General features: G+C 65.1%; 20 protein-coding genes and 1 pseudogene. 12 read left to right on the top strand and 9 right to left on the bottom strand.

Annotation, left to right across the window (positions count from 1 at the left end; genetic code table 11):
• Positions 1-173 precede the first annotated feature (173 nt).
• The 3 genes from nudC to FSZ31_RS12005 are packed head-to-tail and all read right to left on the bottom strand — an operon-like array spanning position 174 to position 3436.
• Complete coding sequence (nudC, locus tag FSZ31_RS12015; RefSeq protein ID WP_201739177.1) at positions 174-1061, bottom strand: NAD(+) diphosphatase; 888 nt, start codon at positions 1059-1061, stop codon at positions 174-176.
• A gap of 23 nt (positions 1062-1084) precedes the next feature.
• Complete coding sequence (locus FSZ31_RS12010) at positions 1085-2368, bottom strand: serine hydrolase domain-containing protein (protein ID WP_147123620.1); 1284 nt, start codon at positions 2366-2368, stop codon at positions 1085-1087.
• Positions 2369-3436: an A/G-specific adenine glycosylase gene (locus tag FSZ31_RS12005; protein WP_147123619.1), complete on the bottom strand. Its 1068-nt coding sequence runs from the start codon at positions 3434-3436 to the stop codon at positions 2369-2371.
• A 26-nt stretch (positions 3437-3462) separates the two neighbouring features.
• Between FSZ31_RS12005 and FSZ31_RS12000 the strand changes: the two genes are divergently transcribed.
• From FSZ31_RS12000 to FSZ31_RS11970, 7 genes are all read left to right on the top strand, one after another.
• Positions 3463-4044 carry a DUF721 domain-containing protein gene (locus FSZ31_RS12000; RefSeq protein ID WP_236643806.1) on the top strand — a complete coding sequence of 194 codons (582 nt, stop codon included), beginning with the start codon at positions 3463-3465 and terminating at the stop codon, positions 4042-4044.
• A 75-nt stretch (positions 4045-4119) separates the two neighbouring features.
• Positions 4120-4794: a DsbA family protein gene (locus FSZ31_RS11995; RefSeq protein ID WP_161596023.1), complete on the top strand. Its 675-nt coding sequence runs from the start codon at positions 4120-4122 to the stop codon at positions 4792-4794.
• Positions 4795-4818: 24 nt separating this feature from the next.
• Positions 4819-5574, top strand: a complete 756-nt coding sequence (locus FSZ31_RS11990; RefSeq protein ID WP_147123616.1) for a thioredoxin domain-containing protein — start codon at positions 4819-4821, stop codon at positions 5572-5574.
• Positions 5575-5629: 55 nt separating this feature from the next.
• Positions 5630-9061 (top strand): chromosome segregation protein SMC, encoded by a 3432-nt coding sequence (smc, locus tag FSZ31_RS11985; protein ID WP_147123615.1) that lies wholly within the window; start codon positions 5630-5632, stop codon positions 9059-9061.
• A 151-nt stretch (positions 9062-9212) separates the two neighbouring features.
• Positions 9213-10346, top strand: a complete 1134-nt coding sequence (locus FSZ31_RS11980; RefSeq protein ID WP_236643805.1) for a DUF5694 domain-containing protein — start codon at positions 9213-9215, stop codon at positions 10344-10346.
• A gap of 229 nt (positions 10347-10575) precedes the next feature.
• Positions 10576-11028, top strand: a complete 453-nt coding sequence (locus tag FSZ31_RS11975) for a DUF4279 domain-containing protein (protein ID WP_147123614.1) — start codon at positions 10576-10578, stop codon at positions 11026-11028.
• 99 nt (positions 11029-11127) lie between these two features.
• Positions 11128-11307 (top strand): hypothetical protein, encoded by a 180-nt coding sequence (locus FSZ31_RS11970; RefSeq protein WP_147123613.1) that lies wholly within the window; start codon positions 11128-11130, stop codon positions 11305-11307.
• Here the strand turns inward: FSZ31_RS11970 and ubiA are convergent.
• Positions 11304-12212: a 4-hydroxybenzoate octaprenyltransferase gene (gene ubiA, locus FSZ31_RS11965; protein ID WP_147123612.1), complete on the bottom strand. Its 909-nt coding sequence runs from the start codon at positions 12210-12212 to the stop codon at positions 11304-11306. The genes FSZ31_RS11970 and ubiA overlap by 4 nt on opposite strands.
• Positions 12213-12315: 103 nt before the next feature.
• On the opposite strand from ubiA, the gene FSZ31_RS11960 reads away from it, so the two are divergent.
• Both FSZ31_RS11960 and FSZ31_RS11955 read left to right on the top strand, forming a co-directional pair.
• Positions 12316-13059 (top strand): 16S rRNA (uracil(1498)-N(3))-methyltransferase, encoded by a 744-nt coding sequence (locus tag FSZ31_RS11960; RefSeq protein WP_147123611.1) that lies wholly within the window; start codon positions 12316-12318, stop codon positions 13057-13059.
• 63 nt (positions 13060-13122) lie between these two features.
• The gene (locus FSZ31_RS11955) at positions 13123-14511 is read left to right on the top strand and encodes a glutamate--cysteine ligase (protein ID WP_147123610.1); all 1389 of its coding nucleotides are present in this window, start codon (positions 13123-13125) and stop codon (positions 14509-14511) included.
• On the opposite strand, the gene FSZ31_RS11950 is transcribed toward FSZ31_RS11955, so the two are convergent.
• Complete coding sequence (locus FSZ31_RS11950) at positions 14508-15836, bottom strand: methyltransferase family protein (RefSeq protein ID WP_236643804.1); 1329 nt, start codon at positions 15834-15836, stop codon at positions 14508-14510. The two genes, FSZ31_RS11955 and FSZ31_RS11950, sit on opposite strands and share 4 nt — an antisense overlap.
• A 331-nt stretch (positions 15837-16167) precedes the next feature.
• Here FSZ31_RS11950 and FSZ31_RS11945 point away from each other — a divergent pair, with 331 nt between their 5' ends.
• Positions 16168-17349 (top strand): M23 family metallopeptidase, encoded by a 1182-nt coding sequence (locus FSZ31_RS11945; protein ID WP_236643803.1) that lies wholly within the window; start codon positions 16168-16170, stop codon positions 17347-17349.
• A gap of 1 nt (position 17350) precedes the next feature.
• Positions 17351-17758: a bactofilin family protein gene (locus FSZ31_RS11940; protein ID WP_147123608.1), complete on the top strand. Its 408-nt coding sequence runs from the start codon at positions 17351-17353 to the stop codon at positions 17756-17758.
• 327 nt (positions 17759-18085) lie between these two features.
• On the opposite strand, the gene FSZ31_RS11935 is transcribed toward FSZ31_RS11940, so the two are convergent.
• From FSZ31_RS11935 to FSZ31_RS11920, 4 genes and pseudogenes are all read right to left on the bottom strand, one after another.
• On the bottom strand, positions 18086-18418 hold the full coding sequence (locus FSZ31_RS11935) for a hypothetical protein (protein ID WP_147123607.1): 333 nt from the start codon (positions 18416-18418) through the stop codon (positions 18086-18088).
• Between the two features lie 113 nt (positions 18419-18531).
• Complete coding sequence (locus FSZ31_RS11930; protein ID WP_236643802.1) at positions 18532-18882, bottom strand: type II toxin-antitoxin system HicB family antitoxin; 351 nt, start codon at positions 18880-18882, stop codon at positions 18532-18534.
• 25 nt (positions 18883-18907) lie between these two features.
• Entirely contained in the window at positions 18908-19099 is a 192-nt protein-coding gene (locus FSZ31_RS11925; RefSeq protein WP_147123605.1) for a type II toxin-antitoxin system HicA family toxin, read from the bottom strand.
• A gap of 52 nt (positions 19100-19151) precedes the next feature.
• Positions 19152-20033: pseudogene (locus FSZ31_RS11920) on the bottom strand (YifB family Mg chelatase-like AAA ATPase); the annotation flags it as partial.
• A gap of 49 nt (positions 20034-20082) precedes the next feature.
• Here FSZ31_RS11920 and FSZ31_RS11915 point away from each other — a divergent pair.
• Positions 20083-21636, top strand: a complete 1554-nt coding sequence (locus tag FSZ31_RS11915) for a recombinase family protein (protein WP_147123604.1) — start codon at positions 20083-20085, stop codon at positions 21634-21636.
• The last annotated feature ends 283 nt before the right edge of the window (positions 21637-21919 follow it).

Below are 21919 nucleotides of genomic sequence, written 5' to 3'. Positions count from 1 at the left end.
TTGGAAGGCGCGCTTCTTTACTATTGGCTTGAGAACTTGGCCGCCGATTTAAGAGCGCCGCCACTGCGCGATTAGCGAATGTCAGCTTTCCACCCATTAGCCGACCTTGGAATTTTCTAAGTTAGAGCATGTCATTCCGTAAATTCTCCGCGCTGTGACGAGTGAGCTTTCGCTTAGCCCAGCCACGTCTCGAGCAATGTCCGCGCGATCGCGATCGGCGGGGGCGCGAGGAAGCGGGCACCCTCTTCGCCTGCCAATGCCGCGGCGACCTCTTCGCGCGTGACCCAGATCGCCGCATCGACTTCTTTGGTATCGAGCGTCAGCGTCGGGTCGGCGACTTCGGCGAGGCAGCCGATCATCAGCGACGATGCGAACGGCCACGGCTGGCTGGCGATATACTCTACCGTCTCGGCGACCACCCCCGCCTCTTCGAACAGCTCGCGCCGGACCGCTTCCTCGATGCTCTCGCCCGGCTCGACAAAGCCCGCCAGCGCCGACATTCGTCCCGAGGGAAAGCCGACGCCGTGCCCGACGAGGACGCGCTCGACACCGTTTGCATCGCCATGGCGCGCAAGCATGATGACGACAGGGTCGGTGCGCGGGAAATGCTGCGCTCCGCAACCGTCGCAATCGCGTTGCCAGCCGCCCTTGGCGATGACGGTTCCACTGCCGCAATTGGCGCAAAAGCGGTACGAAGCATGCCATGCGACAAGGCTGCGCGCGCTGGCATAGAGCGCCGCCTCGTCGGCCGCGAGCAGCGTCAGCGCGGCCCAGGCGCTGCGCGATCGCCCGTCGATCCGCGAAACATCGGCGGGCAAAGGCGCGAAATGCGGGATGTCGTCGAGCAGCCCGAGGAACAACGGCTCGGCGCCATCATCGATCAGGCCGAGGCTGGTCCAGCCGAGTAGCCCGTCTTCGACGACCGGATCGAGCGCGTCGAGCAGCAGCAATCGCGCACGCCGGTCGCCGAGCGCCGCGGCGAGCCGGTCGGCGTCGCCGCGGACATGGTCGGCGCGGTCGATCCGCGCGCCGGTCAGTGCGGGGGTGCGAGTACGAGTCACAGGCTTGCGATCAGACCCAATAATCAGACTAGGTCCCTGGCGATCGCTTCGGGCAGGCCCGACTGGAACGGCATCGCCTCTGCGGGCATATATTGCGCGTAACCGCCGACGCGCATCTTGCGCGTTGTATCGACCCAGGCGATCGTGCCCGCCGCGCCGCCCCAGCCATAGACGCCCGGACCGCGCGGCGAATTGGGCAGGCTGACGCGCCCGCCCGCGCCGAAACCCTCGCCACCGGCAAAGGTCCCCGCGGTCGATACGCCCGGCGGCAACAGGTTCGACATGCCAAGCCGCGCGGTCGCCGGCGCCATGATCCGGACATCGCCGATCGCACCTTCGCCGAGCAACATCATCAGGAAACGGTCGTAATCGCGCGCCGAGGTCACCAGCCCCGCGCCGCCAAAGGGGAAAGCGGGCGCGTCGAGATAAATCGAATTGCTCGCCACATCGACCGGCAGCAGGACCGGCCCGAGCGGCAGGTAGTTGGTCGTCAAACGCGCGACCTGGCTCTGCGGCACGCGGAAATACGTGCTCTTCATGCCCAGCGGCGCAAAAATGCGCTCGGACAGGAACTGGTCGAACGGCTTGCCCGAAACGACCTCGATGACGCGCCCCATCAGGTCGAGCGCGACCGAATAGCTCCATTTCGTGCCGGGCTCGTAGACCAGCGGCAGCTTGGCCAGCCGCTCGGCAAATTCCTTCAGGCTCGGCGCGGGCTTGGGATTGGGGATGCCGGGCAGCGACACGCGGCTCAGCTGCGCGGGGACGATCCCGTTGCTTTCATACGCTGCCTTGATCGGCCCCGACTGGATGATGTTGTAACCAAGCCCCGCGGTATGCGTCAGCAGGTGGCGGATCGTGATCGGCGTTTTCGCCGGCACCGTCTCCGAAAGCGGACCGTCGGCCGATTTGAGCACCTTCATGTTGGCAAAGGCGGGCAATATGTCGGCGAGCGGCTGGTCGAGCTTGAGCTTGCCCTCGCCGATCAGGATCATCGCCGCCATGCCGGTGATCGGCTTGGTCATCGAATAGATCCGCCACAGGCTGTCGATATCGACCGGCTTGTTGCTGTCGTTGGCGAGCGTGCCCGCCGACAGGACGGTGGGCGCGGCAAACCCCTTGCCGACCGTCGCGAGCGTCCCGGCGAGCTGCTTGCGCGTGACAAAGCCGCGGATGAACGCGTCGAGCGCCGGATAGGCATTGGTTTCGCGCAAGAAAGCGTGCGCGGGCGTGGCGCCAAGTAGCGCGCCCGATGCCAGAGCGCTGCCGAGAAAGGCGCGCCGGGCGATGATCGTTTCGTGCAGCATTCAGGATCCCTCCATTGGTCCGGCAGCCGCGATCGCGCGCGCCGCCTTGGCGTATAACGTAGGCAATCCCGCCCCGTCGAGGCTTTCGATGGGCCACCATTCACCCGCAAGCTCCCCTGCCAGTCGCGATTGGGCGGGCAAGCGGGCGAGATGCAGTTCAAGCGCGAAATGGGTGAAGACATGCTGAACGGCGATGCCGGTCGGGTCTGTTTCGACCGGCGCCGGTCCGAGTTCGTCGTCCCACGCGCCCCCGGGCAAGGCACGCATCCCGCCGAGCATCCCCTTGCCCGGCCGCCGGACGAGCAGGATCGCGCCGTCGCGTTCGACCCAATACGCCCAGCCGCGCCGCTGGGGACGGGGGCGCCTGGCGGGTTTGGCCGGTAGCGCGGCGGCGATGCCGAGGCGATGGCCCGCGCAGTGTTCGGCCAAGGGACAGGTGGGGCAATCGGGGTTGCGCGGTGTGCAGATCCGCGAGCCAAGATCCATCATCGCCTGGGCGAAATCGCCCGGTCGCCGCTCGGGCGTGATGCTTGCCGCCGCCGCACGGATCGCGCGCTTGCCCTGCGGCAAAGTCTCGCGAATCGCGAACAGCCGCGCAACGACGCGCTCGACATTGGCATCGACGACGGTCGCGGGTCGATCGAAGGCAATCGCCGCGATTGCGGCCGCGGTATAATCGCCAATCCCCGGCAGGTTGCGCAGCGCCGCCTCGCTGTCGGGAAAGACGCCGCCATGTTCATCACGAACGCGCCGTGCACAGGCAATCAGGTTGCGCGCACGGGCATAATAGCCAAGCCCTGCCCAGGCCGCCATCACCTCACCCTCGTCTGCCTCGGCGAGGGCGACGACATCGGGCCAGCGCGCAGTGAACTTGCCAAAATAGGGAATCACCGCCGCGACGGTCGTCTGCTGTAACATGATCTCGGACAGCCAGATGCGATAGGGATCACCGCGTTTCGCGCTGCCGGGAAGCACGCGCCACGGAAGCGCACGCGCCGATCCGTCGTACCAGTCGAGCAATCGGACCGCGATATCGCCCCGCTTCGGATCTGGCTGCTCGACTGTCATGGGTTGGCTATGGCATGATGCACCGCATGGCGAAACGACCCGCAGACCCCACGAAGTCGAAACCAGCGGCGCCGGCGAAAAAGCCGCGCGCCAAGGCCGCGCCCAAGCTCGTCCGCCAGGAGCGGCCGCGCGGCGGACCGGCGCGCAATATCGCCGATCTGATGCCCGAAATCGGCCGCGCCGCCTTTCGCCGTTTCGGCTTCGTGCAAAGCTCGATCGTCACGCGCTGGCCCGATATCGTCGGCGACCGCTATGCCGAAGTGACCGCGCCCGAATCGCTGCGCTTTCCGCACGGCAAGCGCGAAGGCGGCACGCTCCACCTCACCGTATCGGGTGCCCACGCGCCGATGCTCCAGCATATCGAGCCCGAGCTGATCGCGCGAGTGAACCGCTTTTTCGGCTATGCCGCGGTCGAACGCATCCGCATGACGCAGGGCCGCGTGACGCCGACCCGCGCCGCACCGAACCGCCCGCCACCGTCGCTCAAGCCGATCCCGGTCGAAATCGGCGACAGTTTGCGCGACATCGGCGATCCCGAACTCAAAAAGGTTCTCGAAGGATTGGCCAGCGGCCTTGTCAACAGCAGCGGACCGCCTAAAATCAGCTGAGACTTTGCTCAAAGGACGCTACCCATTTCGATCTCGCGCATCCTCTTCGCCACCCCGCTGTGCACCCTTGCCCTGGTGGCAGTCGCGGCAACGGCCACGCCCGCCGCAGCAACCGCGCCGGCCCGCGCCGACTGGTCGAAAAACATTGTCGCCGCGCCTGCGGGAGGCGTGCTCATCGGCAATCCCGATGCGCCCAACAAGCTGGTCGAATATATCAGCTACACCTGTCCGCACTGCGCCCATTTCGCGGACGAATCGGCCAAACCGCTCGCCAGTGGATTCATTGCGGACGGATCGACTTCGGTCGAGATCCGGCCCTATCTGCGTACCACAATCGATTACGCGATCTCACTCGCGGTCACCTGCGGCACGCCCGAGCAAGTCTTTGGTAATCACGCCGCGGTCCTGGCCGCGCAACCCGATTGGCTCGTCAGGCTCGAATCGGCATCTCCGGAGCGGCAAGCCCAATGGGATGCCGCGGGCGCAACGGGCGGGATGGCGATGGTCATCGCCGATAGCGGACTGCAACCGCTGCTTGCCAGGCGCGGCATCGATGCCGAACAGCTTTCGGCCTGCCTCGCCGACGGTGCCAAGCTTCAGGCGATCGCCGACAGCACCAACTATGCCAGCCACGTGACCGGCGTCGAAGGGACGCCGAGTTTCACGCTCAACGGCCATTTGTTGTACGACGTCTTCGACTGGGCGGGAGTGCGCAGCGCGCTCATCGCCGCGCGTTCCGCCCACAACTGATCCATCTTTTACCCGGAGAACTTCATGCGCAATCTATCGACCCTCACCCTGATCGCCCTCGGCAGCGCTCTCGCGCTCGGTGCGTGCGGCAAGTCCGACACCGTCGGCAATGAAACGCAGCAGGACGCCGTCGCCAAGGTCGCCGCGCCGCAAGGTCAGAAATGGTCGGATGTCATTACCGCGACCGCCGATGGCGGCTTCGTCATGGGCAATCCCGACGCCAAGATCAAACTGGTCGAATACGGTTCGCTGACCTGCAGCCACTGTGCCGAATTTGCGCAGGAGGCCGAGCCCAAGATCGTCGACGAGTTCGTCGACAGTGGCCAGGTCGCCTATGAATTCAGCAATTTCATGCGCAACCAGCTCGACACGCTCGCCGCCGCGGCGATGCAGTGCGCCGGCAAGGATCGCTATTATCCGCTGATGCACAACATCTATGTCAGCCAGGAAGAGCTGTTCAAGGGTGCCGAGAATCTCGGAAAGGCAGCGCAGGCGATGCAGTCGCAGCCTGACAACAAGAAGTTCATCACCTACGCCAAGGGTATCGGCCTGTATGATTTCTTCAAGGCACGCGGACTGAGCGAGCAGCAGCTCGACCAGTGCTATGGCGATCCTGCGAATGTCCTCAGCGTTCAGTCGCGATCGGACGCGGCAGGCAAGCAGTTCGATATCCAGGGCACACCGACCTTCGTCCTCAATGGCGAAGCCTTCTCGCTCGTCCAGGGTGTCGACCCCGTCGTGACGGTCAGCGAGAAATTGCGCGCGGCGGGCGCCCGCTGATTGAACCGATGACCATCCCCAGGCGCCAGCGCCCTCTTGTCCGGGCAACCGCCCGGTGAAGATCAAGCGCCTGCGCCTGACGGGCTTCAAGAGCTTCGTCGAACCCGCCGAACTTCGAATCGAACCGGGGCTGACCGGCGTCGTCGGCCCCAATGGCTGCGGCAAGTCGAACCTGCTCGAGGCGATCCGCTGGGTAATGGGCGAATCGAGCCCGAAATCGATGCGCAGCGGCGGGATGGACGACGTCATCTTCGCGGGGACCTCGTCGCGCCCGGCGCGCGATTTCGCCGAGGTCGCGCTCGTCGCCGATCTCGAAGGCGCAGCGCTGACCAGCATCGGCGATGGCGACAGCGACGGCGAACTCGAGGTCATCCGACGGATCGAGCGCGGCCAGGGATCGGCCTATCGCGCCAATGGGCGCGACGTTCGCGCCAAGGACATTTCGCTGATCTTCGCCGACGCCGCGACCGGCGCGCACAGCCCGGCGCTCGTCAGCCAGGGAAAGATCGCCGCGGTCATTTCGGCCAAGCCCGCCGAGCGGCGCCAGATGCTCGAGGAAGCCGCCGGGATTGCGGGCCTCCACGTCCGCCGCAAGGACGCCGAACAGAAACTGCGCGCGACCGAGGCCAATCTCGAACGGCTCGACACGATCATCGGCGACATGGCGCAGCGCGCCGGTCAATTGCGCCGCCAGGCGCGCGCCGCCGAACGCTATACCGGGCTCTCCGAACAGATCCGCATCGCCGAAGCGCGGATGATCTATGCGCGCTGGCGCGATGCCGCCGCCGCCGCCGATCGGGCGCGCGAGGAAGCCGAAGCGGCGAGCCTCGCGGTGCGCGCGGCTCAAGAGGCGCAGGAGGCGGCGAGCGCCTATCGCGTCCAGGCCGCCCAGGCACTCGAAAGCCGCCGCACCGCATCGCGCGAAGCCAACGACGCCGCCTCGGCCGTCGCGCAGCGGCTCGCGCGCCTCACCGCCGAGGCCGAAGCGCACGACCGCCGCGCCGCCGATCTCGCCGAACAACTGCAACGCATCGCCGACGACCGCGCGCGCGAAGGATCGCTCGCCGAGGACGCCGCCGAGGCGATCGCGCGGCTCGACCGCGAGGGCGAGGAACTCAGCGAGCAGCACGCGGCGGTCGAAGCGAGCCTGCCCGAATTGACCCAGGCCATTGCGACCTCCGCCGCGACGCTGCGCGATGCCGAGGTCAAACTCGCGCAGCTCCGCGCGGATCTCGCCGGACAGGCCGCCGACCGACGGATCGCCGAAGCGAACGCGACGAGCGCGCGCGACGCGCTGGCGCGAATCGAGAGCGAACGCGATGCCGTCGCGGCGCGCATCGCCGCGCTCGGCGACGAGGCCGCGCTGATCCACGCCCAGCAGGATGCAAGCGCGCGCGTCACGGCAGCGGCCGCGGCGGCCGAGACCTCCGAAACCGCGCTCACCGACGCGCAGGCCGCACTCGACACGGCGCTCGCCAGCAAGGCCGAGAGCGAACAGGCGCTCGCCGCCGCCCGCACTGCGCTGGCGACGATCGAAAGCGAACACGGCGCACTCGCCACTGCGCTCGCCACGCCCGGCGACACGACGCGCGCGATCGACCGGGTCACTGCTGCCAAGGGCTATGAACATGCGCTCGCCGCCGCGCTCGGCGACGATCTCGACGCGCCGGTCGGCGGCGCGAGCGGCTGGCTCGGCGCAGCAACGACTGCGAGCGATCCCGGCCTCCCCGCCGGAACCGAGCGGCTCGCCGACCATGTCGATGCACCACCCGAGCTGGCGCGCCGGCTCGCGCAGGTTGCGGTCGCCCAGAGCGACGAGGGGCAAGCGCTCGCGATCGGCCAGCGCCTCGTCACCCGCGAGGGCGCGATGCGCCGCTGGGACGGTTTCGTCGCCAGGAGCGGCGGCGCGGTCGGTGCCGAACGGCTCGTCCGGCGCAACCGGTTGAACGATATCGAGCGCGAACTGCCGACCTTGAAGGCCGCGCTCGATACCGCAATCGCCCGGCGCACCGCCATCGCCGCGGAGGCCGACGCCGCCCAACAGGCGCTCGTCGCCGCGCGCGCCGCGCGCACACACAGCGACGAGGAACAACGCACCGCCTTGCGCGACGCCGACCGCGCGCAGGCCGCGCTCGATCGCTGGCGCGAAGGCGTCGAAGCGCTCGGCGGCCGCCGCGCCGAACTCGACACGCGCCTCGCCGACGCGCGCGCCACGCTGACCGAAGCCGAGGCGGATCTCGCCGCCCTCCCCGCCGCCGATGCATCGTCCGAGCGCCTCGCCGCCAGCGAAGCGCGGACCGATGCTGGGCGCCGCGCAGCGAGCGATGCGCGCGAAGCCGAACAGGCGCTGCAGAGCAAACTCGCCGCGCTGCGCGAGCGTCGTGCGGGCATCGCCGCCGAAGCCGAGGCCTGGCGCGCGCGCTCAGGCGAAGCAGCAACCCGCATCGCCAAGCTGGCCGAGCGCCAGGAGAGCCTCGCGGCGCAGCAGGCCAAGGCGAACGACACCCCCGCCACGCTGCGCGACGATATCGCCAGGCTCGAGACGGGCCGCGACGAGCTCGCCGCACGGCGCGACGCGATGCAGGCCGAGGAAGAGGCCGCGACGCACGCGCTCGCCGAGCGCGAGGACCGGCTCACCGCCGCGCGCGAGACGCTGTCGAGCGCCCGCGAAGCCCGCGCCGGCGCCGATGCGCGCGCCGAGGCGCAGGATCTGCGCCGCGTCGAAATGGGCCGCGTGTCGAACGAGCGCTTCGAATGCCCGCCGCCGCTGCTGCCGCGCGTCGCCGATTTCGATGCCGACGACGTCGCCGACCCCGGCGAGGAATCGCACCTGCACGAGAAGCTCACCGCCGATCGCGAGCGGATCGGGCCGGTCAACCTCGTCGCCGCGCAGGAACTCGACTCGCTCGACACCGAACACGCCCAATCGCTTACCGAGGCCGAGGAGCTGCGCCAGGCGGTCGCGCGGCTGCGCGGCTCGATCGGCAGCCTCAACCGCGAGGGCCGCATCCGCCTCAAGGCCGCGTTCGAGGCGGTCGACACGCATTTCCAGCGCCTCTTCACGACACTGTTCAACGGCGGCGCTGCGCATCTCGAGCTGGTCGATTCGGACGACCCGCTCGAAGCGGGGCTGGAGATCATGGCGCAGCCGCCGGGCAAGAAGCTCGCCTCGCTGACGCTACTTTCTGGCGGCGAACAGGCGCTGACCGCGATCGCGCTAATCTTTGGCCTGTTCCTCACCAACCCTGCGCCGATCTGCGTCCTCGACGAGGTCGACGCGCCCTTGGACGACGCCAATATCGAACGCTTCTGCGACCTGCTCGACAAGATGGTCGCCGAAACGCGCACGCGTTACCTCATCGTCACGCACAACGCCGTGACGATGAGCCGCATGCACCGCCTGTTCGGCGTGACGATGGTCGAACAGGGCGTCAGCCGACTGGTCTCGGTCGATCTGGAAGCGGCGGAGGAATTGGTCGCGGCGTGAGGGTGGCGGTGATAGCACCCAGCTACGAAAGCGTCCCAATCGGTTCTGATTTTGTGGCAAGTTTCGCGATATCTCGACATGGTTGGAGATACGACTACTTTTGTAGACTTTGTGTATTGACAGACTAATGCACCTACCATATCGACGCGTGATGATCAATCGTCTCACTGCGTTCACGTCACCGCATCGCTCGGGTGGTTTCCGGTTTGGTTGGGCGTTCGCGCTTTTGCTTCTCGCCTCTTGTACGACGCCCAGCCAGACCTACCGACCGTCCTTCCATCCGGAAGCATTGAAAGGGCCTGCAATAGGCGCCCACAATGAGGTGCTAGTGCTTGGGACGATGCACCTGTCAGGCCTGCCCGATACCTTTTCTGCTGAAATGCTGTCGCCGCTTATTGATCGGCTGGCAGCCTGGCATCCGACGGGGATCGCCACCGAAGACCTCTCCGGCCTCCAGTGCGACAACTTGCGGCGCTACCCGTCGCGTTACGAGGAAACGGTGAAGGCATACTGCTTTGATCCTGCGCCGGCATTTCGGACCACTGGGTTGGACGTTCCCGCGGCCAATGCCGAAGCCGAACGGCTACTTTCTGCGTGGCCTGTCACGCCATTGCCCGCTGATCGACGCCATCTGGCAGCGGTCTTTTTGGCAGCCGGAGAACGTGGCTCGGCGCTGGTCCAGTGGCTCAGGCTCACCGCGTCGGAACGACGCGCTGGCGAAGGCCTGGACGACGATTTGGTTGCTTTGCTCGATAAATACGCCAAGCGACGCAACGAGACGTCACTCCTGTCCGCCGTGCTCGCGGCCCGTCTGGGTTTGGAGCGGTTGTGGAGCGTCGACGATCATTCGGCCGACACGCCCGATAGCTCCGACCCAGCTGAGCGGGAGGCTGCCGCCAAGGCGATCGCACAGGCATGGGACAATCCTGCTACGCATGCCCGACAGACCGAATCCGACCGGTTAACGGAAGGATTGTCGAAACCGGATGGGCTGATGGCTATGTACCGCGCATATAATGCGCCGAGCGCGCCCGCCCTTACCTACCGATCCGATTTCGGTGCAGCTCTGGAAGAGCCGTCTCGTAAACGATACGGGAGAGGTTATGTCGGATATTGGGAGACCCGCAACTTGCGCATGGTCGCCAACATCCGGGACGTATTGGGCCAGCAACCCGGCATGCGCCTACTGGCGATCGTCGGTGCTTCGCACAAGGGATATTACGAGGCCTACCTCAACCAGATGCATGACGCGCGGCTTGTCGATCCCGCCACCGTTCTCGAATAACACGCGCTTCGGACAGTTAGTATCGCCGCCCCTCTCGGCGCGAGCCGCCGTTGCGCATGCAACTGATGCGCGATTAGAGTGACGATGGTCGAACAGGGCGTCAGCCGACTGGTGTCGGTCGATCTCGAAGCGGCGGAGGAGCTGGTCGCAGCGTGAGGACCTAGGTAGGTGGAGTTCGAGTGTCCGCTTTTGGGTGGAAAGCGGACACTCGGGCGCGCTATCTAAGGCTATGGCATTTTCCGAGTCAGAAGACGAACCCTCATACTTCGCTTACAGCGCAACGCTCCGTATCCACGGCAAGGACTTGCCATTCGAAGACATCGAGAGCGCACTGGTCGTAGCTCCTAGCCATAAACATAGGGCCGGTGATCGACGCCGCCCCGGCGCCCGTCCATACAAAGACGACGCTTGGCACTTCACTGCTCCGGTCGCCGAGGAAGCTGAGTTAACCGAGCACCTTCGAAGGCTATGGCAGACAGTAGAGCCTGCCGTTCACTATCTTAATCAACTCGACGCCACCGTGGATGTCTTTTGCGGCTATCGATCAAACCATGGCGCGGCTGGCTTGGCCGTCGAACCGGACGCGCTCCAGATTTTCACAGCGCTCAACGTGCCCTTTGGGCTGTCAGTGATTGTTGATAGCTGGCTCGGAGAGCGTCTATCGGAGCCAACGGCGCACTGAGCCAATGTCCGCAATTGGGTCGCTAGCGGTCACTTTTGCCGCCAAGATATAAAATTTCGCGTGGTTGAAATTTTCGGCTGACCATGCTACACAATGGCCATGACCAAACTCGACAACACCAAATTCTACATTTTCGACAAGTCGCAGGAAACCGCTTTGCGCGGCGGACTGCTCGACGACATCAAGACCGCCGGTCCTGTCGTCCCGACCGATTGCGGCCCGATGGTCCGCATCGAGGACGAGGCCGACGCGGCCTTCCTCGAAAAAGCGCTCGCTTAAGCGCTTCCCACCGCAAGGCAGGCCAATGCGATCAGCAGGCCCGCCGTCCGGTTCGAGCGAAATTTGGCCAGGGCATCGTCCCCGCTTGCGGGGTCGAGCGACGCTGTCTGCCAGAAAAGGTGCAGCGCGGCGGGGATGAGCGCGACGAGTGCGATCCAGTCGCTGCGAATCTGCCAGAACGCCAACAGCCAGAACGCCAGCGCGGCGGCGTAGCACGATGTGACGCCGAAGCGGACGTTATCGCCCAGCGCGCGTGCGCTTGATCGGATGCCGGCCAGCGCGTCGTCTTCGCGATCCTGCAGCGCATAGATCGTGTCGTAACCGATCACCCAGAAGATGCTGCCGGCATAAAGCAGGATCGCCGCGCGCGGCACACTGCCCGTGATCGCCGCCCAGCCGACCAGCGCCCCCCACGAAAATACCAGCCCGAGCCACGCCTGCGGCCACCAGGTGATCCGTTTCATGAACGGATAGGCGGCCACGAGCGCAAGGCTGCCCAGCGCGACGATCTGGGCAAAGCCGCGCAGCTGCAGCAGCACGACGAGGCCGATCGCGCACAATAACGCGAGCCAGATCCACGCATTCCTGACCCGCACCGCACCGCTCGCCAGCGGCCGGTTCGCGGTGCGCGCAACGCGCGCGTCGAGGTCGCGATCGACGATATCGTTATAGACGCAGCCCGCGCCGCGCATGGCAATCGCACCGAGCAGCATCCAGCCGAACAGCGGCCAATGCTCGTGCACGCCGCCCGCCAGCGCCAGCCCCCAGGCGCACGGCCAGTACAATAGCCACCAGCCGATCGGCCGGTCGAACCGGGCTAGCGAGGCATAGGGACGCGCGGCGCGCGGCAACAGGCCGATCAGCCCCTTGTGCTCGCTGTCGGGAAGGTCGGTATCTGCTGCCATGGCGCCTTCGTAGCCGCGCGCGCGACCTTGTCCAGCGTGGCATGCCCTGCACCGCCTATCGAGCGCGCTTGGATCGCGCGCGCAGCCGCGTTAGAGCGTCGCCATGCCCGCAACCCCCGCCTGGCCCCCGCTCAGCGCCCCGCGCCTGTTCGTCGATTCGGACCTGTCGGCGACGGCGAGCCTGACGATCGACGGCGCGCAGGCGCATTATCTGATCAACGTCATGCGCGTGAAGGCGGGCGATGCAATCAAGCTGTTCGACGATATTTCGGGCGAATATGCCGCGCGCGTCGTCGCCACCGGCCGGCGCGACCTGTCGCTCGCCATCGAGAGCAAGTTGCGGCCCCGCGAACCCGTCCCCGACCTGTGGCTGTGCGCTGCGCCGATCAAGCGCGCGCGATACGATTCGATGGCGGAAAAGGCGTGCGAGCTTGGCGTCGCGCGCTTCGTCCCCGTCGCGACCGCACGCGCCGTCGTCGACAAGATCAAGCCCGAACGGCTGCGGGCACGGATGATCGAGGCAGCCGAGCAATGCGAGCGCACCGCGCTGCCCGCACTCGACGATCTGACGAAGCTCGACGCGCTGCTCACCGGCTGGCCTGCGGCGCGCATATTGTTCTTCGCCGACGAACGCGGCGGTGCGAACTTTGCCGACGCCCTCGCCGCCCATTCCGGCCCCGCGGCGATCCTGATCGGCCCCGAAGGTGGCTTTACCGACGAAGAGAACGCCGCGATCCGCGCCTGTTCGGCAGCAGTGCCGATCTCGCTCGGCCCGCGCATCCTGCGCGCCGAAACCGCAGCAATCGCATCAATCGCGGTATGGATGGCGCACGCTGGCGACTGGTGAGCCTGCAGTCCTCGCACGCGAATGGGGCTGGTCGCTGCCCGTTTCGCATCCTAAAGCCTCGCCATGAGCACACGTGGCGCAGCAAGCGAATCCGACCCCGTCATCGAAACGCGCGAGCAACTGCTGGCGCCAATGATCGGCGGCGAAAAGCCCCCGATCGACTGGCGCATCGGCACCGAACACGAGAAGTTCGTCTATGACGTGAAGACGCATGCCGCGCCGAGCCACGGCGAGCCCGGCGGGATCCGCGACCTGCTCGTGGCGCTGACCGATTTCGGCTGGCAGCCGGTCGAGGAACGCGGCCCCGATGGCGCGTTCAACATCATCGCGATGAGCGGCCCCGACGGCACCGTCAGCCTTGAACCCGCAGGACAGCTGGAGCTATCCGGCGCACCGCTCGAGACACTGCACCAGACGTGCGCCGAGACGGGCCGCCATCTCGACCAGGTCAAGACGATCGGCGCGGCGACGGGCAAGGGCTTTCTCGGCCTCGGCATGTGGCCCGACAAGGCGCGCAGCGACCTGCCGATGATGCCCAAGGGGCGGTACAAGATCATGGCCGATCACATGCCGCGCGTCGGCACGCTCGGCCTCGACATGATGCTCAGGACCTGCACGATCCAGGTCAATCTCGACTATCAATCCGAAGCCGACATGGTGAAGAAATTCCGCGTTGGCCTCGCGCTGCAGCCGCTCGCCACAGCCCTGTTCGCCAATTCACCGTTCACCGAGGGCAAGCCCAACGGTTACCTTTCGTACCGCAGCCACATCTGGTCGGACACCGATCCGCAGCGCACGGGCATGCTGCCCTTCGTCTTTGAAGACGGCTTCGGCTATGATCGTTACGTCGATTACATGCTCGACGTGCCGATGTATTTCGTCTTTCGCGACGGTGTCTATCTCGATGCCGCGGGCCTCAGCTTCCGCGATTTCCTCGCCGGCAAGCTGTCGATCCTGCCCGGCGAATTGCCGACCGAGAGCGACTGGATCGACCATCTCTCGACCGCCTTCCCCGAGGTTCGCCTGAAGAGCTTCCTCGAAATGCGCGGCGCCGACGGCGGGCCGTGGAACAAGATCTGCGCGCTGCCCGCTTTGTGGGTCGGCCTGCTCTACGACCAGGGCGCGCTCGATGCGGCATGGGATCTCGTCAAGAACTGGAACATCGACGAGCGCGAGAACCTGCGCAACGCAGTGCCCAGGCTTGCGCTCGATGCCGACGTTCCGGGCGGGCGCAAATTGGGCGAGTTGGCCCGCGAAGTGCTCGCCATCGCCGACCGCGGTCTTGCCGCACGCAATCGCCTCAATTCGATGGGCGACAATGAAACCGGCTTCCTCAATCCGCTGCACGAGATCGTCGCCAGCGGCAAAGTCCCCGCGCAGCGCCTGCTCGATCGCTACCACGGCGAATGGAATGGCGATGTTTCGCGGATCTATGCCGAGGAAAGCTTCTAGCGTTCGGGGATTGCGGGCACCGTCGGTGCCAGCGCGACCAGCGGGCGCGGACGCCGCGTAATCCATGCAAACAGCCGCGGGACCGCCCCGTGCGCCTGCATCCATTCGTAATATTCGCGGTAGACCGGGTCGCCGAGCAGGTGTTTTTCCTCGGTCTTGGCGCGCCAGTAATAGATCGCGTTGACGCCGAGCAGCAGCACCGCGTTGCGCGCGCCATCGGCCCAGCTGCCCGTTACCGTCAGGAACGGGATCGTCGCCAGCCACCAGTACAGATTCTTCGACACGTAAGCGGGGTGGCGGCTGACGCTGTAGGGCCCGTGCGTCAGAATGCCGCGATGCGTCAGGTTCGAAAAGCGGATGCCGAATGACACCGTCGCCCAGCCGTAAACGCCGGTGAGAAATACCAGCGCGGCACCGACGCTCCACAGCAAGACGGGATAATTGGCGAACCAGAACGCCCAGTCGCGCGTATCGACCTGGTAGAACAGGGGATCGGTTGTCGCGACCATGATCTGGAACGGCGGATAGCACATCAGCGCCGCGACCCAGCCGACCAGATAGGGGTTGGCGGTGCGGATATGCGCGTCGAGCGGACGCATCGTCAAAAGGTATCCGACGGTGGCGAAGTGGACGTCGCACAGGAACATCAGCAGGATCGAATAATGCGCCAGCTCAACCGGGCCGCGCAGGACCTGGTCCATCGGCAGCTCGACGAGCTCCATGAAGCCCCACGGCACGATCGAAATCATGAACGCGAGGAAGAAGCCCTTGACCGCCCAGGCACGCAGGTGCCGCGCGATCGCCTGACGGTCGGCCTTGGCCGCCTGTCCGGTGAACAGCTGGCCGAACGACCAGGCGCCGTCGCGCGGATGGACGAGATAGCGGTCGAGCCATATGACATAGGGGATCGATGCGATCAGCAGCACCGGCGCGAGATGCGCGAAAATTTCCATCGAGACGAGATAGGCGCCGCTCCAGTACCAGCGACCGATCGCATAAATCAGTGCGATGATCCCCCAGGTGGCCCACAGGCCGGCGAGCTTGACGATGCTGATGTCGAGGATCTCGTGAACCGGGCGCGGGTTCGACCAGTCGATACCGGTCGAGGCGCGCAGATGGACCTTGTCGACCAATAGCGACCACAAGATCATCGGCAGGCCGCAGGCGATCAGGCTCCAATAGGCCGCGACCATCGCCGGGTCGGCATTGCCGATCGCCAGCATCGGCGCGATCGGCGACGTCGCGAGGTCGGTGCCGACGGTGCGCGCGAAGACGAGCCAGCCGAGCAGTCCGACCAATCCCGCAAGCCCGACGCCATGGCTCACCGCCGATCGGGGTCGAGCGGGCGGGACTGTCGGTGAAGGGGCGGTTTCAGGAAGCGTCGAACGGGTCACGCCCGACGCCATAGCCAAAAATGGTAAGCGGGTCGTAAACTTTAACGCACGTGTTCAGACCGCGTCAGAAGGGGATTACGACGAGAAATCGGCCAATAATATTACGCCAGATGAACCGCGACCAACGAAGCCGACTCACAAACGTTCCATCGACTCATCGCAAACTTGCTTCGACTCGTCATAATATTGCGGGTGCCGATTCGATATAACCCCCTTCACCTGCTACCCCCCGAGTCGAATTTCATCGGGTGGGTAGCAAAACGTGGCATTTTCCTTACGCGACACGGCGTTTCGCGAACGCTGGTCTGCGATGTTCCAGGATCGCGAGATTTTCGTGCGCACTGGCGGTCACGTCAAATTCGTCAAGCTGTCGGCAAAGCTGCAGCGCCGCATTGCAACCGCGTTCGCAGCGGCATTTCTCGTCCTTCTGACGATCACCGGTGTTGCCGTCGTGCGCGACATGCTCGGCGCGTCCGAGCGCGCCGAGCTGGCGCAGCAACAGGCGCAGGTCGATGCGGCGCAGGCACGGGTCGCGGCCTATCGTAACCGCGTCGGCGAAGTCGCCGCCGAGCTCGACGCGCGCCAGACCTATCTCGAACGACTGACCAGCGAAATTCGCGGCACGAGGGTCGCCGCGCCCAAGCCCGATGCCACCGCCGAGCAGACCGCCCCGCGCAAGATCGGCGCGCTCGGTGTCAAAGGTGTGCTCCGGAACCTCTTTACGCTGCGCGATCGCCAGAACGACTATGCCGTCGCGCTGACCGAGACGGTCGATCGCCGCGCGGCGCGCGCCGAGGCGGCGATCCGCAATTTCGGTATCGATCCGCAACGCCTGACGAAACAGCCCGCAGCACTCGGCGGTCCGTTTGTTGCGTTCCGCAGCGAAGGCCGCACGGTCGGCCAGATGGGCGCTTCGATCGTCCGCCTCGACACCGCTCTCATCCGCATGGAGCGACTTGAACGCGCACTCGTCGCGATGCCCTCGGCGCGACCGGCCAATGTCGACATGGTCACGTCGAGCTACGGCTATCGCCGCGATCCGTTTACCGGCGCCGCCGCGTTCCATTCGGGGCTCGATTTTCCCGGTGCACGCGGCACGCCGATCCATGCCGCCGCCGCCGGCCGCGTATCGTTCGTCGGACGCAAGTCGGGCTATGGCAATGTCGTCGAGATCGACCACGGCCAGGGCATCATCACCCGCTACGCGCATTTGTCGCGCTTCGATGTTAAGGTGGGCCAGCGAGTCGCGACCGGCTTCACGATTGCGGCAATGGGATCGACCGGCCGCTCGACCGGTCCGCACCTCCATTTCGAAGTCCGGTTGAACGGAACTGCCATGAACCCCCGCATTTTCCTGGAGGCAAAAAAAGATGTTCTCGAAACCAAAGCCGTCGCCGCACGCAGGATCGCCGAACTTGCCGGAACCCAGAACGGACAATCGTAAGATGGCGAGCAACACCACCACCTTCTCGGTTCTCGGCGCCGACGTCGTCGTCACCGGCAATATCAGCTCGACGGTCGACCTGCACATCGACGGTTGCGTCGAAGGCGACCTCAAATGCGCCAATTTCGTCCAGGGCGAAGGCAGCGCGATCAAGGGCGCGATCGTCGCCGAGACGGCGCGGATCGCAGGCACGGTCGAAGGATCGATCGAGGCACGCGACCTCGTCATCCAGCGCACCGCGCGGATCACCGGCGACGTCGTCTACCAGAACCTGACGATCGAGAATGGCGGCAAGGTCGAAGGCAAGTTCAGCCACAAGCGCAACGCGGGCGAACGCCGTGCCGAAAACGCCGCGGGCAAGACGCCGCTCGAACTCGTCGCCGACAAGCCACAGGGCATGGCCGGCTGACGCCAGACAGAGATACCGGACATCAGGTTCGGGAGAGGATGGGCGGCCTGCGGGTCGCCCTTTTTCTGTACGGAGGCATCGCAGATTCGCAGATCTACAAGAAAACTGTGACCTACGTGACCTATTCGCGTGGCATTGTGGCGTGGCTGCCGGTGGCGCGCGGAGGTCGGTTAGCGCTGCCGCACGAGCGGGCGAAATTGTCGATTGAGCGATCATCGCGCGAAAAGGCTAGCGGCGAACGATAAATGTAGGACAGCCCGAAATGGATAGGCGCGGTATAATTCGCGAGGAGATGCGTCCTATCGGCAACAGCGGCACCGGGCACGATCAGCGTTTCTTCTTCGCCGTAGTCGCGGTGAAATCGGGTTCCTTGTTGGCGACCCAGTCGACGAACTTGCGCACGTCAGGATTGGCGAGCAGCGCCTCGACGTCCATCGCGTGGCGCTGCAGCTCGGCATTGGTGAAATTCGCGATCAGCGTCTGCTGGCAGATCGGGTGCATCGGCACGACGTCGCGCCCGCCGCGACTCTTGGGGACGGGATGATGCCAGATGATCGTCTTGCCCGTCGGCCGCCCGCACAGCCAGCACGGCACCGCGACCTCCGCGGGCTCATCGGCGGCATCGAGGTCTCGATAGGGATCACGTTTCTTGCGCGCCATGGGCCTGCCTGACTTGTGAGAAGTTGCGCGGACCTCCGTAGGGCGGCGCGCACCGCAATGCCACAACGCGGTGATATTGTTGCGGGACGTTTGCGGAGCGGTTTGTCGATCGATCAGTCAGCCGCCAACTCATGCCGCGCGGCGCGCTCAAGAAAACCCGAGCGGTTATCGGTGACGGCGTCGATCGCGGCGAGCAGACCTTCGTCCAGCGACACATTAACCCGGCGTTTCCTGCCGGGGAGCGTGACGGGGACCATGGCGACCGCCACGATCGCGGGATCGCGCTGCGCGGGAAGCTTGCTCGCGGACGGGATGCGTTCCCCGTCCTCGATCATGCCCGAAATATGCAATGCCAGCGCTTCGCGTGCGGCCAACAGCGCATCGTCGATCGTCGTGCCCGCGCTGACGCAACCGGACAGGTCAGGAAACCAGACGCCAAAGCCGGTTTCGCTGTTTTCGATCATCGCGGGATAAAAGCGTTCCTGCATATCAAGATCCCAATGTCAGGCCGCTTTGGCGTTCGATGCTCTTGAGCGTGCCGGTCGGCAAATCGTGCTTCGGATGCGGAACGGTCACGCGGCCTTTGCGCGCCGGATGTTTGAATTGAACATGGCTACCCTTTTGGCCGACCTGTTCCCATCCTGCCGCTTTGAGCGCCCTGATAACGTCTCGACTTCTCATGCTTTATATACACACGGTTGTGTATATGTCAAGAATTTGCAAGTCCGCACGATCAATTCCGCGGCGCTTGTCGCCGATAACTCAACGCCTCGGCGACATGGATTCGACCGACGCCTTCGGCACCCGCGAGGTCGGCGATGGTGCGGGCGACGCGCAGCACTCTCGTATAGCCCCGCGCGCTGAGCCGCATTGCCTCGGCCGCCTGCGCGAGGAGCGCCCTGCCCGGCTCGTCGGGCGTCGCGTGCGCCTCGAGGATATCGCCGTCGATTTCGCTGTTGGTGCGCGGGCCGCCGTCGCCATAGCGCTCGGTCTGCCGTTGGCGCGCCGCCGCGACGCGCGCGGCGACGTCGGCCGATCCTTCGGCGGGTGGCGGCAGCGACAGGTCCGACGCGCTGACCGCCTGGACCTCGACATGCAGGTCGATCCGGTCGAGCAGCGGTCCCGACACCTTTGCCTGGTAATCGGCGGCGCAGCGCGGCGCGCGGCTGCATGCCAGCGCGGGGTCGCCGAGATGCCCGCAGCGGCACGGGTTCATCGCGGCGATCAGCTGGACCCGCGCGGGAAAGGTGACGTGCGCATTGGCGCGCGCGACGCTGACCTCGCCGGTCTCGAGCGGCTGGCGCAGGCTGTCGAGCACCGGGCGCTGGAATTCGGGCAGCTCGTCGAGGAACAGGACGCCGAGATGCGCCAGGCTGATCTCGCCCGGGCGGACGCGCAGGCCGCCGCCGACGAGCGCGGGCATCGAGGCCGAATGGTGCGGATCGCGAAACGGGCGCGTGCGGATCAGCCGCCCGCCCTCGAGCTGGCCCGCGACGCTCGCCACCATCGACACTTCGAGCGCCTCGCCCGGCGTCAGGTCGGGGAGTATCCCCGGCAGGCAGCTCGCCAGCAGCGACTTGCCTGCGCCCGGCGGCCCGATCATCAGGATGTAGTGCTCTTAGGGACCCCTTGAAGGAGCCCCTACAGTGCGCCATAACTTCCCCATGCCAAAGGTGTATAGCTACACTCGTTTCTCAACGCCCGAACAGGCGAAAGGCGATAGTTTTCGCCGCCAAACCGAGGCGGCCGAAGATTATGCAAAGCGACATGGCCTAGAGCTGGATGCAAACCTTGCGATACACGATGCGGGGGTGTCGGCTTTCAAAGGAGCGAACCTCGCCCCGGAAGCCGGACTGGGTCGCTTCATAACAGCAATAAAGGAAGGTTTGGTCGAGCCCGGGTCTATTCTGCTGCTGGAAAGCTTGGATCGGCTTAGCAGGGGCGTCCCGCGCCGAACCACCCGGTTATTGGAGGAGATAGTCGACGCAGGGGTCGTGGTCGTTACGCTTAGCGATAATCAACGTTACGATCAGGAACGCTTAGATAACGATCCGACCGGGTTGATTGTCGCGCTTCTAGTTGCCCAGCGCGGCAACGAAGAGAGCAAAACCAAAGCTGACCGCGTGGCTAATGGATGGGCTGAAAAACGGCGCAGGGTGCGTACAGGGGAAACCGCTAGGTTAACCCGGAGGGGTCCGGCTTGGCTGGTCGCCGCTGGCGATGGCTGGCAGATCGACGAGGCGAAGGCGGAGGTCGTGCGCCGAGTGTATTCACTCACCCTTGAAGGCGTGGGCGAGCATAAGATTGCGGAAACGCTCAACCGTGAAGGGGTCCCCCCGCTTGGGCGGGCTAACCTCTGGCACCGTTCCTCAATCGCCAAGTTGCTCTCCAATCGCGCTGTGATCGGAGACCTAACGCCGGGCCGGATCGTGTATGTTGGCGAAAGGAGGCGCCGGGAACTTGAAGAGCCAATCCCGGGCGCATTCCCCTCCATAATCTCGGAAGCCGATTGGCTCGCCGTAAGGTCACTTAAAGACGGACAAAGCGGGGCCGTTAGGGGCCGGGCGGCTGCCGCCCCGTTGGCCAATCTGCTAGCGGGCCTAGCGCGCTGTCCGCTCTGCGCGTCTGCCATGACACGGGTGAATAAGGGAAGCGGCCCCAAAGGCGGGCGGCCAAAGCTAGTCTGCACCAAAGCCAAGGCAGGGGCGGGCTGCCACTATCATTCCGTTCCGCTCGATGAGGTGGAAGGTGCGCTGGTACGCGGCGCGAGCCGCATAGTCGAAAACATACCCGCTGGCGAAGGCTCGGCGGGTCTCGATAGGCAGATACAAACTTTGGAGGGTAGCATCGCCGGGGCAACTCTGCACCTTGAGGACCTTGCGGACGCCTTAGAGGCGAGCCCCTCTGCCTCGGGCGCGAAGCGGCTGACAAAGCTTGAATGTGAGATCGACACTATGCGGGCTGAACTAGAGGCCCTTCAGGAGCGGAGTAGACAGCTTGACGGCGGCCTTATCCAAGCCCGTACGGTGAACCTTGCGGAGGCTCTTGAGGGAGCCTCTGAGATCGACCCGGAGGCGCTAGACAGGGGGCCAATCAATGCCGCCTTGCGTATATTGTTCTCAGGGATAACCGTTGATTATCGGACAGGGAATTTGCTGCTTCACTGGAAGCAAGGAGGGGAAACAGGCTTGCTCTATGCATGGGTCAAAACAGGCTGATTTGCGTGCCTTGCCCCCGTGTCCGTAAGTCTCTGATTTTACGGCAGGATAATATAAGCGGCACTCTTAGAGAAATTCAGACCTAAGAGGTCCCTTAGGGATGCTCTGAGAGAGGCCCAATGATTTTCGCTGAAGGTAAGAAGCAGAGAAAGATAAATCCTTCAGGATATCTTTAGGGTCACCTTGAAGGGTGAGCCCGTGGAAGTTTTCCTTCGCTGCTGCTGCCCTATGGGAGGTGGTCTCAACGCCTTAGGCGTTGGCTGGTCTGCCCGCCCTTGGGCCG

It is taken from the genome of Flavisphingopyxis soli (genome assembly GCF_007995095.1).
GTDB lineage: Bacteria > Pseudomonadota > Alphaproteobacteria > Sphingomonadales > Sphingomonadaceae > Flavisphingopyxis > Flavisphingopyxis soli.
Note: the sequence above shows the minus strand (reverse complement) of the source record. Positions and strands in the feature narration are given on the sequence as shown.

What these genes read in the sequence shown, in the direction of transcription:
- FSZ31_RS11955 (WP_147123610.1), top strand. Translation starts at nt 13,123, where the DNA reads ATGAGCACACGTGGCGCAGCAAGCGAATCCGACCCCGTCATCGAAACG.
- FSZ31_RS12010 (WP_147123620.1), bottom strand. Translation starts at nt 2,368, where the DNA reads ATGCTGCACGAAACGATCATCGCCCGGCGCGCCTTTCTCGGCAGCGCT.
- FSZ31_RS11990 (WP_147123616.1), top strand. Translation starts at nt 4,819, where the DNA reads ATGCGCAATCTATCGACCCTCACCCTGATCGCCCTCGGCAGCGCTCTC.
- FSZ31_RS11930 (WP_236643802.1), bottom strand. Translation starts at nt 18,882, where the DNA reads ATGATCGAAAACAGCGAAACCGGCTTTGGCGTCTGGTTTCCTGACCTG.
- FSZ31_RS11940 (WP_147123608.1), top strand. Translation starts at nt 17,351, where the DNA reads ATGGCGAGCAACACCACCACCTTCTCGGTTCTCGGCGCCGACGTCGTC.
- FSZ31_RS11935 (WP_147123607.1), bottom strand. Translation starts at nt 18,418, where the DNA reads ATGGCGCGCAAGAAACGTGATCCCTATCGAGACCTCGATGCCGCCGAT.
- FSZ31_RS11925 (WP_147123605.1), bottom strand. Translation starts at nt 19,099, where the DNA reads ATGAGAAGTCGAGACGTTATCAGGGCGCTCAAAGCGGCAGGATGGGAA.
- FSZ31_RS11960 (WP_147123611.1), top strand. Translation starts at nt 12,316, where the DNA reads ATGCCCGCAACCCCCGCCTGGCCCCCGCTCAGCGCCCCGCGCCTGTTC.
- FSZ31_RS12000 (WP_236643806.1), top strand. Translation starts at nt 3,463, where the DNA reads ATGGCGAAACGACCCGCAGACCCCACGAAGTCGAAACCAGCGGCGCCG.
- FSZ31_RS11975 (WP_147123614.1), top strand. Translation starts at nt 10,576, where the DNA reads ATGGCATTTTCCGAGTCAGAAGACGAACCCTCATACTTCGCTTACAGC.
- FSZ31_RS12005 (WP_147123619.1), bottom strand. Translation starts at nt 3,436, where the DNA reads ATGACAGTCGAGCAGCCAGATCCGAAGCGGGGCGATATCGCGGTCCGA.
- ubiA (WP_147123612.1), bottom strand. Translation starts at nt 12,212, where the DNA reads ATGGCAGCAGATACCGACCTTCCCGACAGCGAGCACAAGGGGCTGATC.
- FSZ31_RS11980 (WP_236643805.1), top strand. Translation starts at nt 9,213, where the DNA reads ATGATCAATCGTCTCACTGCGTTCACGTCACCGCATCGCTCGGGTGGT.
- FSZ31_RS11915 (WP_147123604.1), top strand. Translation starts at nt 20,083, where the DNA reads ATGCCAAAGGTGTATAGCTACACTCGTTTCTCAACGCCCGAACAGGCG.
- FSZ31_RS11970 (WP_147123613.1), top strand. Translation starts at nt 11,128, where the DNA reads ATGACCAAACTCGACAACACCAAATTCTACATTTTCGACAAGTCGCAG.